Origin of the sequence: Mycobacterium sp. RTGN6 (assembly GCF_033804605.1) — a bacterium.
GTDB lineage: Bacteria > Actinomycetota > Actinomycetes > Mycobacteriales > Mycobacteriaceae > Mycobacterium.
Map to the genome: position 1 here is coordinate 513,509 of NZ_JAPZKZ010000004.1, position 16,225 is coordinate 529,733.

At 68.9% G+C, this 16,225-nt stretch carries 11 protein-coding genes; 6 read left to right on the top strand and 5 right to left on the bottom strand.

Going from position 1 to position 16,225, the window contains the following annotated elements; genetic code table 11:
* Positions 1-108: 108 nt before the first annotated feature.
* The gene (gene uvrA, locus SLQ33_RS13350) at positions 109-3,003 is read left to right on the top strand and encodes an excinuclease ABC subunit UvrA (RefSeq protein WP_319454307.1); all 2,895 of its coding nucleotides are present in this window, start codon (positions 109-111) and stop codon (positions 3,001-3,003) included.
* On the opposite strand, the gene SLQ33_RS13355 is transcribed toward uvrA, so the two are convergent.
* Both SLQ33_RS13355 and SLQ33_RS13360 read right to left on the bottom strand, forming a co-directional pair.
* A complete protein-coding gene (locus SLQ33_RS13355; protein WP_319454375.1) occupies positions 3,000-4,166 on the bottom strand; it encodes a winged helix DNA-binding domain-containing protein in 1,167 nt (388 codons plus the stop codon). The genes uvrA and SLQ33_RS13355 overlap by 4 nt on opposite strands.
* A 3-nt stretch (positions 4,167-4,169) precedes the next feature.
* Positions 4,170-4,406 carry a hypothetical protein gene (locus SLQ33_RS13360; RefSeq protein ID WP_319454376.1) on the bottom strand — a complete coding sequence of 79 codons (237 nt, stop codon included), beginning with the start codon at positions 4,404-4,406 and terminating at the stop codon, positions 4,170-4,172.
* A 230-nt stretch (positions 4,407-4,636) separates the two neighbouring features.
* On the opposite strand from SLQ33_RS13360, the gene SLQ33_RS13365 reads away from it, so the two are divergent.
* The 3 genes from SLQ33_RS13365 to SLQ33_RS13375 all read left to right on the top strand — a co-directional run bounded on the left by SLQ33_RS13365 (position 4,637) and on the right by SLQ33_RS13375 (position 8,252).
* Positions 4,637-5,140 (top strand): lipoprotein LpqH, encoded by a 504-nt coding sequence (locus SLQ33_RS13365; protein ID WP_319454308.1) that lies wholly within the window; start codon positions 4,637-4,639, stop codon positions 5,138-5,140.
* 83 nt (positions 5,141-5,223) lie between these two features.
* On the top strand, positions 5,224-6,945 hold the full coding sequence (locus SLQ33_RS13370; RefSeq protein WP_319454309.1) for a hypothetical protein: 1,722 nt from the start codon (positions 5,224-5,226) through the stop codon (positions 6,943-6,945).
* Positions 6,942-8,252 carry a CHAT domain-containing protein gene (locus SLQ33_RS13375; RefSeq protein WP_319454310.1) on the top strand — a complete coding sequence of 437 codons (1,311 nt, stop codon included), beginning with the start codon at positions 6,942-6,944 and terminating at the stop codon, positions 8,250-8,252. Before SLQ33_RS13370 ends, SLQ33_RS13375 begins: the two co-directional genes overlap by 4 nt.
* Positions 8,253-8,256: 4 nt before the next feature.
* Here the strand turns inward: SLQ33_RS13375 and SLQ33_RS13380 are convergent, their stop codons facing one another.
* Positions 8,257-8,901, bottom strand: a complete 645-nt coding sequence (locus SLQ33_RS13380) for a hypothetical protein (protein WP_319454311.1) — start codon at positions 8,899-8,901, stop codon at positions 8,257-8,259.
* A 65-nt stretch (positions 8,902-8,966) separates the two neighbouring features.
* On the opposite strand from SLQ33_RS13380, the gene SLQ33_RS13385 reads away from it, so the two are divergent.
* Both SLQ33_RS13385 and SLQ33_RS13390 read left to right on the top strand, forming a co-directional pair.
* Positions 8,967-10,286 (top strand): hypothetical protein, encoded by a 1,320-nt coding sequence (locus SLQ33_RS13385; RefSeq protein ID WP_319454312.1) that lies wholly within the window; start codon positions 8,967-8,969, stop codon positions 10,284-10,286.
* Positions 10,283-11,389: a hypothetical protein gene (locus SLQ33_RS13390; RefSeq protein ID WP_319454313.1), complete on the top strand. Its 1,107-nt coding sequence runs from the start codon at positions 10,283-10,285 to the stop codon at positions 11,387-11,389. Before SLQ33_RS13385 ends, SLQ33_RS13390 begins: the two co-directional genes overlap by 4 nt.
* Positions 11,390-11,396: 7 nt before the next feature.
* Here SLQ33_RS13390 and SLQ33_RS13395 read toward each other — a convergent pair whose 3' ends face one another.
* Both SLQ33_RS13395 and lysX read right to left on the bottom strand, forming a co-directional pair.
* Positions 11,397-12,788, bottom strand: coding sequence for an alpha/beta hydrolase (locus SLQ33_RS13395; RefSeq protein ID WP_319454377.1), 1,392 nt, complete (start codon positions 12,786-12,788; stop codon positions 11,397-11,399).
* A 100-nt stretch (positions 12,789-12,888) separates the two neighbouring features.
* Positions 12,889-16,194, bottom strand: a complete 3,306-nt coding sequence (gene lysX / locus SLQ33_RS13400; RefSeq protein ID WP_319454314.1) for a bifunctional lysylphosphatidylglycerol synthetase/lysine--tRNA ligase LysX — start codon at positions 16,192-16,194, stop codon at positions 12,889-12,891.
* Between the last annotated feature and the right edge of the window lie 31 nt (positions 16,195-16,225).

Below are 16,225 nucleotides of genomic sequence, written 5' to 3' on the forward strand. Positions count from 1 at the left end.
GGGTGGTCATGTCCGTCACGGTATCGGGCTCGGCTGGGGCTTGTCGGTGGGGCGACATAGCATGGGCGCGGACAGCGTTCCGCTGGTTCGGACCAGGAGAGTAGTTAGTTGGCTGACCGCCTGATCATCAAGGGTGCGCGCGAGCACAACCTGCGCAGCATCGACCTCGAACTGCCGCGCGACGCGTTGATCGTCTTCACGGGTTTGTCGGGTTCGGGCAAATCGTCGCTGGCGTTCGACACGATCTTCGCCGAGGGCCAGCGGCGCTACGTCGAGTCGCTGTCGGCGTACGCCCGTCAGTTCCTCGGGCAGATGGACAAGCCGGACGTCGACTTCATCGAGGGCCTGTCCCCAGCGGTGTCCATCGACCAGAAGTCGACCAACCGCAACCCGCGCTCAACCGTCGGCACCATCACCGAGGTCTACGACTACCTGCGCCTGCTCTACGCCCGCGCCGGCACACCACATTGCCCAGTGTGTGGTGAGCGCATCGCCAAGCAGACGCCGCAACAGATCGTCGACCAGGTGCTGGCCATGGACGAGGGCATCAAGTTCCAGGTGCTCGCCCCGGTCGTGCGCACGCGCAAGGGGGAGTTCGTCGACCTGTTCGACAAGCTCAACACTCAGGGCTACAGCCGCGTCCGCGTCGATGGGATCGTGCACCCGCTCACCGACCCGCCGACGTTGAAGAAGCAGGAGAAGCACGACATCGAGGTGGTCGTCGACCGGCTCACCGTCAAGGCCAGCTCCAAGCAGCGCCTCACCGACTCCATCGAGACGGCGCTGAACCTCGCCGACGGCATCGTGGTGCTGGACTTCGTCGACGAACCCGAGGATTCACCGCACCGCGAACAGCGGTTCTCCGAGAAGCTCGCGTGCCCCAACGGTCACCCCTTGGCCGTCGACGACCTCGAGCCACGGTCCTTCTCGTTCAACTCGCCCTACGGCGCCTGCCCGGAGTGCGCCGGCCTCGGCATCCGCAAGGAGGTCGACCCCGACCTCGTCGTGCCCGACCCCGACCTCACGCTCGCTCAGGGCGCCATCGCCCCGTGGGCGATGGGACACACCGCCGACTACTTCACCCGCATGCTCGAAGGTCTGGGGGAGGCACTCGGCTTCGACGTCGACACCCCGTGGCGCAAGCTGCCGGTCAAGGCGCGGAAATCGATCCTCGAGGGCTGCGACGAGCAGGTCCACGTGAAGTACAAGAACCGCTATGGTCGCACCCGGTCCTACTACGCCGACTTCGAGGGCGTCATGGCGTTCCTCTCGCGCCGGATGGAACAGACCGAGTCCGAGCAGATGAAGGAACGCTACGAAGGCTTCATGCGCGACGTGCCGTGCCCCGTCTGCGAGGGCACGCGGCTGAAGCCGGAGATCCTCGCGGTGACGATGGAGGCGGGCCACTACGGTGCCAAGTCCATCGCCCAGGTCACCGAGCTGTCCATCGCGGACTGCTCGAAGTTCCTCAACGCGCTCACGCTCGGTATCCGTGAGGCGGCCATCGCCGGTCAGGTGCTCAAGGAGGTGCAGTCGCGGCTCGGCTTCCTGTTGGACGTCGGCCTGGACTACCTGTCTCTGTCGCGGGCGGCTGGCACGTTGTCGGGCGGTGAGGCACAACGCATTCGGCTCGCCACGCAGATCGGCTCGGGCCTCGTCGGCGTGCTGTACGTGCTCGACGAGCCGTCCATCGGCTTGCATCAGCGCGACAACCGCAGGCTCATCGAAACCCTGGTGCGGCTGCGCGACCTCGGCAATACGTTGATCGTCGTCGAGCACGACCTGGACACCATCGCGCACGCCGACTGGGTGGTCGACATCGGCCCGGCCGCGGGTGAACATGGCGGCCAGATCGTCCACAGCGGCTCCTATGCCGACCTGTTGACCAACCCCGAATCCATCACCGGCGCTTACCTTTCCGGCAAGGAGAGCATCGAGGTCCCCGCGATCCGCCGTCCGTTCGACCGCAAGCGACAACTCACCGTGGTCGGCGCCCGCGAACACAACCTTCACGAGATCGACGTGACGTTCCCGCTCGGCGTGCTGACCTCCGTCACCGGCGTTTCGGGCTCCGGAAAGTCGACGCTCGTCAACGACATCCTGGCGTCGGTGCTGGCCAACAAGCTCAACGGCGCACGTCAGGTGCCCGGGCGGCACACCAGGATCAACGGCGTCGACCAGCTGGACAAGCTGGTGCGGGTGGACCAGTCGCCGATCGGTCGGACGCCACGGTCCAACCCGGCCACCTACACGGGGGTGTTCGACAAGATCCGGACGTTGTTCGCGGCCACCACCGAGGCAAAGGTCCGCGGTTACCAGCCGGGCCGATTCTCGTTCAACGTCAAGGGCGGTCGCTGCGAGGCCTGCTCGGGCGACGGCACCATCAAGATCGAGATGAACTTCCTGCCCGACGTCTACGTGCCGTGCGAGGTCTGCCACGGGGCGCGCTACAACCGCGAGACGCTCGAGGTGCACTACAAGCACAAGACCATCTCCGAGGTGCTCGATATGTCCATCGAGGAAGCCACCGAGTTCTTCGAGCCGATCTCGTCGATTCACCGGTACCTCAAGACGCTCGTCGACGTCGGGCTGGGCTACGTGCGGCTCGGCCAGCCGGCGCCCACGCTGTCCGGCGGTGAAGCGCAGCGCGTGAAGCTCGCCGCCGAGCTGCAGAAGCGTTCCACGGGGCGCACCATCTACATCCTCGACGAGCCCACCACCGGCCTGCACTTCGAGGACATCCGCAAGCTACTCAAGGTCATCAACGGCCTGGTCGACAAGGGCAACACCGTGATCGTCATCGAGCACAACCTCGACGTGATCAAGACGTCCGACTGGATCGTCGACATGGGTCCCGAGGGCGGTGCCGGTGGCGGCACCGTCGTCGCGGAAGGCACGCCGGAGGACGTCGCGGCCAGCCCGGACAGCTACACCGGTCAGTTCCTCGCCAAGATGCTCGACGCGCCCGCTCCGAAGAAGCGGCGCCGCAAGGTCAGCGCCTAACCAGACTTCGACAGCGGGGACGGGAACCTCGGGGCGATCCGCACGCCGCCGAGCCACTCGGTGAGCTCATCGGCCTTGCGCGCCAACGCCTTCGCAGCGGACCGGCCCACGTCCTCGAGCAGACGCAGCGATACCTTGGTGTCGGCATCCTGTACCCAGGCGCCGACGACCCTGCCGTTCACCCACGCCGTGGGGCCGGCATTGCCGCGGTTGTCGAACACCATGGCCCGGTGTTCGCCGAGGTACCAATCGCGTTCCTGCCAGCCCATGGTCGTCACGTCGAGGCCCGGCAGCAGTGCGCACCACGGGTCGACCGCGGGTTCGGCCTCGAGGTCGTCGGGCATCGCGACGCCGGGGCTGCCGTGCAGGTCGACCTCGACGGCGCCCGCTGCACGCAACGCCTCCCTGGCCCACGTCAGGGTGTGGCCGAACCACCACTTCACGTCGTTGACCGTCGCGGGACCGAACGTGTGCAGCCAGGTTCGCACCAGGTCGGCGCTGGCCTCGCCGTGGTCGGCGGCAGTGCGCTCCGTCGCCAACCAGTCCGCGGCGGCCACCCAGCGCGGTCGCGACGTCGTCCACGACCCGTCGTTCGGACCGCGTAGCAACTCACCACGCGCATCCAGCACGGTCAGGACTCGCGGGCCGATGGGTGTCGGTCCACCCCAGGGCCTTCCGGGTGCAGGGTCGTAGTGACCGGCGAGTTCGGGTAGCGCGGTGCGCAATTCGCGGGCGCTGGCGTGGCCGTGCTCGGCGAGATGACGCAGCACGGCGGTGCTCGCGCGTTCCAGCCACACGTCGCCGTCCGGGGCGATACCCGCCTTCACCACGTCGGCGGCGAGCTTCTTGTGCTCGGACGCCGCGACACGGTCGCTCGACGCCACCTGCACGGCGGACACGTCCGCGGTGTCGACGACCCAGAGGGTCCTTCGCATCGCGAGGGATCTCACCACCGTGCGTGACGTGTAGAGCGCATCGTCGAGGTCGGTGCGCGTGAACCCGTTCAGGCGCGCCCACAGCGTCAGATAGGGCGTCGCCGGATCGGTGGCGTGCAAGCCCACGAAGTGGTGCGCGACCTCGGCCACCGATGCGTGGGGCGGGTCGGCGAGGAAGTGGCGACGCGCGAGCCGGGCCCGTCGCTCTTCGACGGTGAAGGAGCGCACCACTCAGGTGTTGTCGGACGCGTCGCCGTGCATCGACTCGCGGATCTGCGCCAGTCGTTCCGCAGCCGCCTTCTGGCGGGCCTCGTACTGCTCCTCGACGGTGCGGCCCTCGGGCGTCTCCGACGCAAGTTCGTGCGCTCCGATCGCGGTGCCGTACCGCGTCTCGATCTTCTCGCGCGCGTAGTCGAAAGTGGGCACCCCACTGGCCGTGTAGCCCGTCTCCTCCGGGGCAACGGGCAGCGGGGTGACGGGCGTGGCGGTGGCCGGAACCGATTCCGGCTCGGCGGGCACCAGGTCGTGCAGCGCTACGTCGTCGGGCGTGACCTCGCCTGAGGTGGGCACTTTGGGCTCTTCGTCGGGCACGTTGCCAACGGTACTCCCGGCGATAGTTGGGATCGGTAGCGATTCGCACTGGCTCTACTTGCTTCACGACGACGCCATCGGGGCGACGCGAAAATGAAGGGAACACCATGAAGCGAGTAGTCACGGCGGGTGTCGGCCTGGCGGCGATTGCCCTGGCATTGGTCGGATGTTCGGACGACAAGGGTTCGACGACGTCGAGTTCCTCGAGCACCAAGGCCGAAACCGGTAGCTCCGAGGTGAGCACCGGCGGTGGCAGCACCTCGGTGAAGGTGGAGGGCAGCGACCTCCAAGGCCTCGACCTGAACTCGGTGACCTGCGTCAAGGCGGCGGGGAAGATCAACATCGCCAGCGCTCCGATCGGTGGCGGCGCCCAGGGGCTCGGCGTCGTGATGACCGACGAGGCCACCCCGAAGGTGGAGTCGCTCGGCCTGGTGTACGACGGCAGCGCGCTGGCGGTCTCCGAGATGGGCGGCATGAAGACCGGTTCGGCCGACGTGTCCGTCGACGGCAGCAGCTACACCATCAGCGGTGAGGCGCAGGGCGCCGACATGAAGAACCCGATGGCGGGAATGATCACGAAGAAGTTCGAGATCAAGGTGACCTGCAACTGACGGTCCCCTCCGCGGGCGGGGGACGCGCACGGCGCGACCGCCGCTTTCGGCCGTCCATGGTGCGCTCGACCTATGATTTGGCCGTGTCCATCCCCGGCGAGCTGGAGCGGGCCCGCCACCTCATCCACGCAGACTCCGAGGAGGCGGCCAAGCGGCTGCTGCTGAAGCTGCTGGACGAGGTCGACCGCGATGACTGGCTGCTCGAGGCGCTCGCCCAACTCGGCGAGTTGTACCTCGCCCGGACGGCATACGACGGCGTGCGAGAGGCCGTGCGCCGCATTCGCGAATGCCTCTCGGTTTACACCGCAACCCTCGATGGCACGGCGCCACCCGACATCGCAGCGGAGTCCACGTTCACCGAGGCCGAGACACGCCAGCTGGTCTGTCGGTACTCGCGTCGCGCTCAACACCTGGAAACCGGACTGGCCGCCGCGATCGGCGACCACGAGGGTGCTGCCGTGGCGTTGACCGTCCTCGACGGAATGACCGCAGACCATCCGGATCTCGCCGACGAGTTCGTGTATCTCCGCACCCACGCGCGGGTGATGTGCGCGGGGGCGCTCTGCGAGGACGACCTCCACGTGCGCTCGGTTCCGCTGTGGCAGAACGTCATCGCCGAGTTGGAGGCGCCATCGACCGGCACCGAGGCCGCCGACCGCATCCGGGTGATCGGGGGACTGGGCTACGCCAGGTTCTGCATCGAGACGGGCCGCCGCGCCGAGGCCGACCCGTGGTTGCGGCGCGCAGGTGCCCGCGCCGCGGAGCGCGGATGGGAACTGATGAGCGCGCGCACGCTGCTGGAGCGGGCCACCGCGCGCTGGGCGGCAGGGGATCGCAGCGGTACCGAGGAACTGGTCAGGGAGGCCTACCCGGTGATCGCGGAGTACATGAGGGCCAATGACGTGTCGAGGTGCTGGCTCTACTTCGGACTGACCAGGATGGCGGCGGGCGGGCTCCAAGTCGCCGACGAGTGCTGGGGGCACGCCGAACGGCACTGGCGTGAGCTCGGTCGGCCACTCCACATTCACCGCATCCTGTTGCAGCGCAGCTGGATCGCCATCTTCCGCGGCCGGTATCAGGACGCGATCGACATGATCGAGCAGGCCAGGGACTGCCTCGACTCCTCGCCGCGCAGCAGCTGGCTGGCGTACGCCCGCCTCGACGATCACCTCGGCAACGTCTGGCGCGCACACGCGCTCGCCGACCTCGGGTTCGACGGCGCAGGAGATCCCGAGGAGGACTGGGCGGCGGCCGAGCGCCGCTACGGCTCGGCACTGGGCGTCACGAACGCCGAGCCCGGCAGCCCGGGTCATCGCGATGCGATGGACAAGCTCACCAAGGCGGCCGACCTGAAGATTCCGGCCGCGCTCGCCGTTGACTCGGTGCGGTACTCGATCGTCGACGCCGAGGCGCGCGCGCAGTGGGCGACCTGCGTGTCCGCGCCGCTGCTCGCCTCGGCGTTCGCCGTGGCTTGGGAGTCGGATCGCGACGATCTACTCGGCGAGCTCATCGAATATCACAGCGCGCGGGGCACTTTCAGCGCAGAGCCACCGTCCGCGTCGGGATTGGAGTTCGCCCGCGTGGCAACGGCGCCCGCGCCGATCGAGGATCTCGATCAGCTGGCGATGGTGGCGGGCGGACCTGCGCCCGAGTCGGGCCCCTCCTTGATTCGTCTTGGTCCACTGCCGCCGCTGAAGATGGATCCGACCCTCGGCGAGCTGCTGAACGAGTACCGCGCTCTCGCATCCGCGCGGTATGGCCAGCACGTGACGTCGGACGAGCCCGCCTGGTCTACGTGGCCGTGACCGACTCCCAGCCGCCAACGCTGGTCCTTCGCTTCGCGGACCTGGGGACGGCCACGTACGGGAGCCTTCGCGTCGTCGGGCAACCAGCTCGCACCGTCTCTTGGGTCGTCGAGGAGCCGCTGCTGCTCGCTTCGCTGGCCGAGCTCGACGCCGCGCTTCCGGAACCGCGGCCGGGGGAATCCGTCACCGACGCACTGGCCCGGGCCCTCGCGGTGGGACCGTTCGCGACGCCGGCGACCGAGCTCGTGCTGGCGTATCGACTCGGCGTGCTGTTGCTCTCCGATGCCGCGTGGCAGCTGCTGCTCGACCTCGTGGCGTCGCCGCGGGCGGTGTTGTTCGTCTCGCCGAGCGCACGGTTGGCGCGGGTTCCGTGGGGGCTCTTGGCGTTACCCGCGGTGCGACCTCCGGCCGAGGAACTGATTCGGGCGCGGGTGGCGGCCGTGACGCAAGAGGGTCCGACCGCGGCCCGGATTCCCTGGCCGAGTGACGACATCGGCGCGCTGACCGAGGGCTACCGACTGATCGAGTTGGTGGACGTGTTGATGGCCGTGCCCGCCAACATCGCCAACGGCGCACGTACACCCGTCGCGTGGGCGCGCCGCGCCGACCGGCCCCCGTTGCTCGTGCTCGATCCGCGAGTTCCGAACCAACGCCCAGACTCCGCGCTCGGCTCGGTCCTGGGCCGCCCCTCGCCAGATACGCCGTTGGCGAAGCACTTCGAGCGGCTGGTGGCGGGTGGCACCGTTCGGCCAGCCGTCGCCACCGCGGTCGAGCTGTTCCGACGTACCGACGCCGATGGGGCCTGGCTCGCGAGCATGCTCGCGGACGCGCCGAGCCGATTGCTCTTCGTCGGCCACGCCACGGCCGACGACGCAGGCCGGGCGGACCAGGCCGCGCTGCACGTCGCCGACGACCGGCCGTTGACGGCGTCGGACCTCATGTCGCTGCGCATGTCGATGCCTCCGCGAGTTGCGCTGCTGGCCTGTGCTTCTGGCGGGGACTACCGCTTCGACGAGGCCACTGGGCTGGTGGCGGCGGTGGTGCTGGGCGGAGCCGAGCTGGTCACCGCGACCCTCTGGGCGCTGCCGACCACTGCGGGGCACCGCCAGTTCGCCCACGCGCCCGCCGGCGACCCGATGGCCGACGTCATCGTCGCGGTGGACGAGGCGCATCAGTCCAGCGAGGCGGGCCGAGCGGTCAATGCGTGGCAACGCGCGCAGATGCGACGCTGGCGCGACGGCGACGCGGAGGCCAGCCCGGTCTACTGGGCGGCGCTCGTCACGTACACGGTCGACGGTGCCAGGTAAGCCCTCAGCTGGGCGGCACGCACACCGCGACGGCGGATTCGTCGTCGCGCCAGTAGTACGTGTCGATGACGCTTCCCGGCGCGACCTCGGTCAGCGACGACGCGGGCACCAGGGCGGTCTCGTGGGCGGGGAATTGCCCGCCCTCGGGTCTGCGGACCATCAGGTCGAGCTCGACCTCGCGGTAGTCCTCACGAGCGTCTCCCGTCGCCCTCATGGCCGTCACCACGCCACTGGCCTTGATGCCGAACCGAATCAGCTCGAGTTGCTCAGCGGTGACCAGGCCCTTGCGAACCAACATCTGATCGAAGGCGGACCGAACCGCCGCGATGTCGTCAGCCAGGGTGAGTTGTTCCCGGGCGGCCGGATCGAACGCCACCAGGAGGACCACCCCGGGCTGCAGCTCGGACACCGCCGGGCCGTCGCCGTCCCGGCGCAGGCGACCGACGAAGCGGTGACCAGACACGCTCTCGACGTCGACGGTGATCGGCGCGACGGTGCGGACGGTCCCGATCGCAACGGCCGAGGTTCCTCCGGTGGGCGCTTTCGGGTACTCCCGGCCACGCAGCCGGCGGGTCAGCGGCCCGCCCAACGCCGCGCCGAAGGCGACGCTGACGAGGAAGACGAGGGCGATGGACGCGGCATCGGGCATGTTCACAGCTTCGGCCAGAGCGTCGGCTACCGAACCCAACTTTCCGTGCGTCCTATCCTTGGCTGATGGACACGGGGCCGCAGCTGGTGGCGAGGGTGGCCGCCGCCGCACCGCGCCGCGCGGTCCTCGACCATGCCTGGCGCTCGATCGGACCTGGAGTCGAGCTGCTCAGCGGCACCGACGGCGGTCCGCTCCGACGCACCGTCAAACGCATTCTCGACCCGCTGGTACTACGGCTGAGGTCCAACCCGCAGTACTCCGCACCGGTGCTCGCGCCGGACGTCGCGGCCGCCATGTGCGACCTGATCGGCGCCCATGCCGACCAGCTGCGTGCCGCAGCAGGCTGGTTCGCGCTTCTGAAGGCCGAGCGGAGGCGGCTGCGGATCACCACCGGCAACGCCCAGGAGTTGTACTTCCCGGTGTGCTTCGAACTCGCAGTCACTAGGGGAGCGCCGTCACCCGACGACCAGCGCACGGCGGAAACGGTATTGCGGGACCTTCACGACGACCGGGACCGCACCGCCATCGAGCACCTGAACCGTTATGTGCGGGATGGTCGGGTGATCGACGCGCTGGCCGGACAACTCGAGCGGAGCTGGCGCGACGTCAGCGCCGGGACGGCCATTTCGGGCCCGTTCATGGCCGGCCTCACCACCGTGCTCGGCCCCGCGGAGGGGCACAACGCGCGGACGGCGCGTCAGCGGGTCTGGTCTGCGCTCATCGCCGATGCGACGCCGTACAACATCGGCGCGCGCGCCCGGATCGAGTTCGCGGACCTTCCGTGGTCGATCGTCGAAGTGGGACTGAGTTCCATTGCACCGCAACAGAAGCCACAGGTGGTCGGCGGGACCGACCGTGACCGGCCGCTGGACCGGAGCGTGGTCGATCGGGTGCGAGCGACGTTGCGGCGGGCCATGGATCGTGGCGACCTTCCCGACATTCCGCTGCTGTGTTCGGAGGAGGTCGACCGGGCCTGTGCTCCGTGGGGGTTGCTCGCCGAGGACAAACAGGCGACGTTGGTGGCGGGCATGGAGGTGGCCGTCGAACTTGCACCGCTGCGCGAATCAGCCGTCGCCCGTTACGAATTGGCCAGGCTCATCCAGGCGCGACTGCGCAAGGAGGCCTACGTGTTGCACGCGCGGCGATACCTGGCCGAGGGCGCTCCGCTGCACCCACGTCAACGCCAGGTCATCGACGATCTCACCGCCTTCGCCCGCCCGTACACGATCCGGCTGTGGGCGCGGCTGCACGGACGCGACGTGTGGCAGGAGTCCTGCGCCGACGTCGACGACATCCGGTCGCTGCTCGAGGGAGTCGCCAGATCGGTCAGCCTGGACCACCGTCAGCGCATCAAGGCCATGCTGGAAATCGAGGTGACGCAATGAAGTTGGTCGCCGAATCCGGGTTGTGGACCACGGGACCCGCGGTCGCGGCGGCGCCCGCCGTCGCGGTGCTGGAGGTCAGTGGGGCCGTATTCGCATGGACGGTCGACGACCCGTCGGCTGAAGCGGTTCACGTCACGTTCACGAACATCGCTGCCGCAGAATGGCTTTGGCGGGTGGTTGGAGAGGACGGCCACGTTCGCCTGCTCGCGGCATTGGATACCGTACCCGAAGCGGTTGCCGCGCTCGACGTGCCGGAGGCCGAGCTCTCGCCCGCAGCGCTCGCTCCGCTTCGCCAGCTCGCCGTTGGCCATTGGCTGCGGCGATGGTGGCCTGCGAGCGCCCGCGACGGCATCGTCGGGCTGGACCCGGTGGTGCTGGACGGCGAGCTCGCGCTGCTGACGTCGGCAGCTCAGGACTTCTTCACCGAGGACACCTTCGATTCGGACGTCGCGGAACTCCTTCGCCCGCACCGGGCGGAGCTGGCCGAGCGGATGCGCAACGACGATCCCAAGGTCGCCGAGCTCGCCGAAGCGTGTGCCGAGCTGGCCGACGAGTTCGGGGTGCCGAGCGCTGACCTCGCGGTTTCACTGCCGAACGGGCTTGGTCGGCGGGACGACTACGCGCTGGCGGCCGGATCGGACGGGGCCCCCACGTCGAAGGAGTCGATCGCCACGGGCGTCGGATCCGTCAACTGGGTCGCAGTACCGCCGGGCATGTTCGACGCCGCCGACCGCACGGTCGACTGGACCGTCGAGCGGGCGGGGTCATCGGCCGTCGCGGCGGTGCGGGTGGCCACCAACGCGTCCGCAGGCGGCATCGAGGTGCGACTGCGCTCCGGGACCTTCAGCGCGGCAGGCGTCCTCGACGCGGACGGGCGTGCGACGTTGCCGTTGTTCGGGTCGGACCAGCGGCCGGTGTCCGAAACCCAGGCGTGGGACCATGATTGGCGCTCGGTAACGGTCACCGTCGGCGCCGACGTGGTGGACTCCGCCGAAGCCGCCCAGCTACGGGCCCGGCTGCGCGACTTCGCCCGCGCCCGGCTGGCCCGACCGGGTGAGGACGCCTTACTGGCCGAAGTCCTCGCCGCCGAATCCGACTACTGAGCAGGCGTCACTTGCCCGCTGCTTGTGCGGTGGGCGGGGGCGCAGCGGATGCGGGCAGTCCCACGGGCTGCACTCCGGGGGTACCGAGTTGACTGGACAACCAGGGCAGCGCCGCGGCGAATGCGTGCGCCGCGAATGGCCAGTCGTGCTTGCCGGGCTGTGACACCACCGCGCACGAGATGCCGTTGGCGGTGCCCGTGCCGCACAGCGACGTCGCTGCCGACGTCTGATCGCTGGTCCGGCCCGCGGGGTCACGCCCGCCGAGCCCGCTGCCGCCGTTGTTGTTCGCGTTCACCACAGTTGGACCGTTGGTGACCGACGCCGTTCCGCTGATGTCGAACCAGCCCGCGACGCCGGTGTACGGCCCGTGCTGGGTGATCACGGCCGTCGGGTCGAAGCGCGCATAGGCCGTCTTGTCGCCGCCGAACAGCCGGTCGATCGTCTGTTGCGGAGTGCCGGAGTTCGGGGCGAGATCCCCGGCGATGTCCTCGAACGTGCTGAATTCGTTGGGGTGCATCACGGCAAGGTCGACCGCGCAGGTGCCGCCCATCGACCAGCCCACGACGCCCCAGTTGGCCGGGTTGGCGCTCACCCCATACGTGGACTCCATGAAGGGCGGCACGTCCTTGGTCAGGTGGTCGGCGGCATTTCCGCGGGTGCCATTGACGCATTCGGTGTCGTTGTTGAACGCGCCGCCGGAGTCGACGAAGACCATGACGGGAGCGTTGCCGCCGTGCCCGGCGGCGAAGTCGTCGGCGGTCTTGATCGCGTTGCCCGCCCGCAGCCAGTCGGCGGGCGTGTTGAACTCGCCGCCGATCATCATCACGGTCGGCAGCTTCGGCGGCGGGTTGCTGGCGTACCAGGCGGGCGGCAGGTAGACGAGCTCGCCGCGGTGCTTGAAGCCCGACGCCACGGAGCTGATGGTCACCGGGACGACGGTGCCCTTCGCCGGGATCTGGCGGGATTTCTGCATCGAGACGACGGTGGCCTGGTCGGTCTGGTCGGGCAGCGGCCCGGCAGTGAGCTGGTTCCAGGCCGTCTGCACGGTGGGGAAGTAGCCCACCCAGAGGTTCAGCGCCAGGGCCGCGCACAGCAGCGCCAGCGGCACTGCGACCACGGACGCGCCGCGCCGCCACCAACGGGCGCCGCGCCAGCCCGCCACCAGCACCACCAGCGTGGCGCCCGTGACCGTCGTCCAGATCCACAGCAGATTCGGAGCAGGGTCGCCCGCGAGCCCCTCCGACGAGACGTACCAGTAGGCGGTCGCCGTCAGGATTCCGCCGACCGCGATGGCCGACGGCAGCCAGAACCGTCGCCAGGTCCGGCTGCGCCAACCGACCGCGACGATGATGACCACCGCAGCGACGGCCTGCACGGCGAGCGGTACCCACCCGTGCATCAACGAAAGATGTTGTTGGCGAAAATCTCCCGCAGCGCTCACCAATGAGGTCACGGCAACATGGTGGATGCCCTACCTCGTGGCAACCTGTGAGTTCGGTCTAGCGTGGCTTCGCCAGCGGGAACGGCAGGGTCTCACGGATGCTCCGTCCGGTGATGAGCATGACCACGCGGTCCACGCCGACGCCCAGCCCGCCGGTGGGCGGCATGGCGTACTCCATCGCCTGCAGGAAGTCCTCGTCGAGCTCCATCGCCTCGGGATCGCCGCCCGCGGCGAGCAGCGACTGCTCCTCGAGCCTGCGCCGCTGCTCCACCGGGTCGGTCAACTCGCTGTACGCGGTGCCGAGTTCGACTCCCCACGCCACCAGGTCCCAGCGTTCGGCGACCCCAGGAAGGCTGCGGTGCGGCCGGGTCAGCGGAGACACCGACGTCGGGAAGTCCTTGTAGAACGTCGGACGTTCGGTCTGGCCCTCGACCAGCCGTTCGTACAGTTCGAGCACGACGGCGCCCGCGTCCCAGTGGGTGAGGTAGGGCACTCCGGCCCCGTCGCACAGAGAACGCAGTTTGGCGAGGTCGGTGTCCGGGTCGATCGGCTCGCCCAGCGCCTCGGACACCGCGCCGTGCACGGTCTTCACGGGCCACTCACCGGAGATGTCGACGGCGAGCAGGGCTCCGTCGGGTTCTCCGGGCCGCATGACCACCTGGCTGCCGTTGGCGGCCTGCGCGGCACTCTGGATCAGCTCGCGGCACCCGTCGATCCACACGTGGTAGTCGGCGTGCGCCTGGTAGGCCTCCAGCAGGGTGAATTCGGGGTTGTGACTGAAGTCCACGCCCTCGTTGCGGAAGGCGCGGCCCAGTTCGAAGACGCGCTCCACGCCGCCGACGCAGAGCCGTTTCAAGTAGAGCTCCGGTGCGATCCGCAGGTAGAGGTCGAGGTCGTAGGCGTTGATGTGGGTCATGAACGGTCTGGCGTTGGCACCGCCGTGGATCTGCTGCAGGATCGGCGTCTCGACTTCGAGGAAACCCTTGCCGACCAACGTCTCCCGAATGGAGTGCAAGATTCTGCTGCGGGCCGTGATGAGGTCGCGGGACTCGGTGTTGATGGCCAGGTCGACGTAGCGCGTGCGGACCCGCGCCTCCGGGTCGGTGAGGCCCTTCCACTTGTCGGGCAGTGGGCGCAGGCACTTGCCGATCAGGCGCCAGCTGTCGACCAGTAGCGATGGGGTACCGGACTTGCTCGTCCCCATCGATCCGGTGACCTCGATCAGGTCGCCGAGGTCGATCGCGTTGGTGAAGTCGGCGGTGCGGCCCTCGGTGAGTCGGGAGTTGTCCAGCAGCAGCTGAACTTCGCCGGACCAGTCCCGAAGTTGCGCGAAGAGCACGGCTCCGTAGTCGCGCATCCGCAGCACGCGCCCGGCGACGCTGAGGGTGATCCCGTCGGTGTCGACGGCCTGCGCGACGGTGTGGCTGGGGGCCTGTCCCACGGGGTAGGCGTCGACGCCGTTGGCCTGCAACGTCTTCAGCTTGGCCATGCGCACCCGCACCTGTTCGGGTAGCCGGGCGGCAGCGGCGTCGTCGTCGGCGATGGCGAGGGCGCTGAGATCGGGCGCGCTGCCATCGTCGTGAAGGAGGCCCGTCTTGACCAGGGTCTCCGGCACCGAGGAGTGGTGACCCGTGTGCTGCTTGGCGCGACGGCTGAACGGCAGCACCAGGAAGCCCTCGGCGATGACCGACGCGATACCGACCCGCGGGATGAGCCGAGCATCCTCGTAGCACGCGAAGCGAGGCACCCATTCGGGCTGGTACTTCATGTTCGACCGGTACAGCGTCTCCAGTTGCCACCAGCGGGAGAAGAACACCAAAAGGGCGCGCCACAGCCGCGCGATCGGGCCAGCGCCGAGTTGGGCGCCCTCTTCGAAGGCGGACCGGAACATCGCGAAGTTCAGCGAGATGCGGGTGATGCCGATGTCCTCGGCTTGCAGGCACAGCTCGCTGACCATCAATTCGTTGGTGCCGTTGGGGGATTGGGGCGAGCGGCGCATCAGGTCAAGCGACACCCCGTTGGTGCCCCACGGCACCAGGGACAGCATCGCGACGACCTCCGACTCACCCTGCACCGCCTCCGCCAGCAGGCAATCACCGTCGGCTGGGTCGCCCAGCCGGCCCAGCGCCATCGAGAAGCCGCGCTCGGTCTCGGTATCGCGCCAGGCGTCGGCGCGCTTGGTCACCTCGGCCATCTCGTCGGTGGACAGGTCCCGGTGACGACGCAGCCGCACCGTGAGTCCGGCGCGTCTCGCCCGGGTCACGGCCTGGCGCACCGGCTTCATGTCGGGTCCGGAGAGCTTGAAACGGTCGGGGTACAGAATCGCCTCGTCGCCGAGTTCGAGCGCATTGAGGCCGGCTTCGCGGAATGCTTGTGCGGCAGCCGAACTCGCGCCCATCACGCCGGGCGCCCAGCCGTAGGATTCGCACAGTTTCAACCAGGCGTTGATGGCCGCCGGCCAGGACTTCGGGTCGCCGACCGGGTCGCCGCTGGCGAGGCAGACCCCGACCTCGACGCGATACGTCACCGCGGCGCGTCCGTTGGGGGCGAACACCACCGACTTGTCGCGGCGGGTCGCGAAGTACCCCAGTGAGTCGTTCTTGCCGTACATCTCGAGCAGGCCCCGGATGGCGGACTCGTCCTCGCCGGTGAGCGCGTTCTCGGCCCGCTGAGATCGGAACAGGACGATCGCCGCGACCATCAATGCGAGCGCTCCGAACAAGCCGAGGAGGGCGTTCACGAAGACGTGCGGATGGCCGGTGAAGTTGTTCGAGTCCGCACCGGCGAAGGCGAGCACGCGGTTCAGTGCGTACAACGGACGGTCCGACTGGGCAAGGGATCCGGGGAAGAGTTCGAGCAGACCCCACCCGGTCAGGGTGCCGATCGCCATGCCCGCAACGAGCGCGAGCGCGGCCTTGATCAGGGCGCCGCGGCGTACCTTCGCCCAGAACTCGCCGCGGGCAAGGATCAGGAACGCGATCGCGGCGACGTGGAAGACGAGGCCGATGACCTCCCCGATGTCCTCCATGACCGACTCGTCGCCGGTGAGCAGGTCCACGACGTTCCATCCGACGGCCGCGACCATGTAGAGCACGAGAATCCACCACGCGACGCTCTTGCGGGCGGCCAGGGCTGCCGCGAGCAGCGCCAGGACGAACGCCCACGCGAAGCTGGTGTCCGGGAAGTTGAAGACGTAGTCGTTGACGAACTCGCGGGGAATCCTGATCATCCAGCGCACCGCTGGCGACACACTGGCGACGAGTGACAGCGTCGCGATGACGCCCACGGTCCAGCCCGACGCGGCAGGCACCCACCAAAACGTGGAACGCCGCTGCTGATGCCTGGTAACCGCGGTCAGAGTCATAGGCCGCGAGGATATGCGTTCCGGCCGCGAA

Coding starts and splice junctions, on each gene's coding strand:
- SLQ33_RS13380 (WP_319454311.1), bottom strand. CDS start 8,901: ATGCCCGATGCCGCGTCCATCGCCCTCGTCTTCCTCGTCAGCGTCGCC.
- SLQ33_RS13385 (WP_319454312.1), top strand. CDS start 8,967: ATGGACACGGGGCCGCAGCTGGTGGCGAGGGTGGCCGCCGCCGCACCG.
- SLQ33_RS13365 (WP_319454308.1), top strand. CDS start 4,637: ATGAAGCGAGTAGTCACGGCGGGTGTCGGCCTGGCGGCGATTGCCCTG.
- lysX (WP_319454314.1), bottom strand. CDS start 16,194: ATGACTCTGACCGCGGTTACCAGGCATCAGCAGCGGCGTTCCACGTTT.
- SLQ33_RS13390 (WP_319454313.1), top strand. CDS start 10,283: ATGAAGTTGGTCGCCGAATCCGGGTTGTGGACCACGGGACCCGCGGTC.
- SLQ33_RS13395 (WP_319454377.1), bottom strand. CDS start 12,788: ATGCACGGGTGGGTACCGCTCGCCGTGCAGGCCGTCGCTGCGGTGGTC.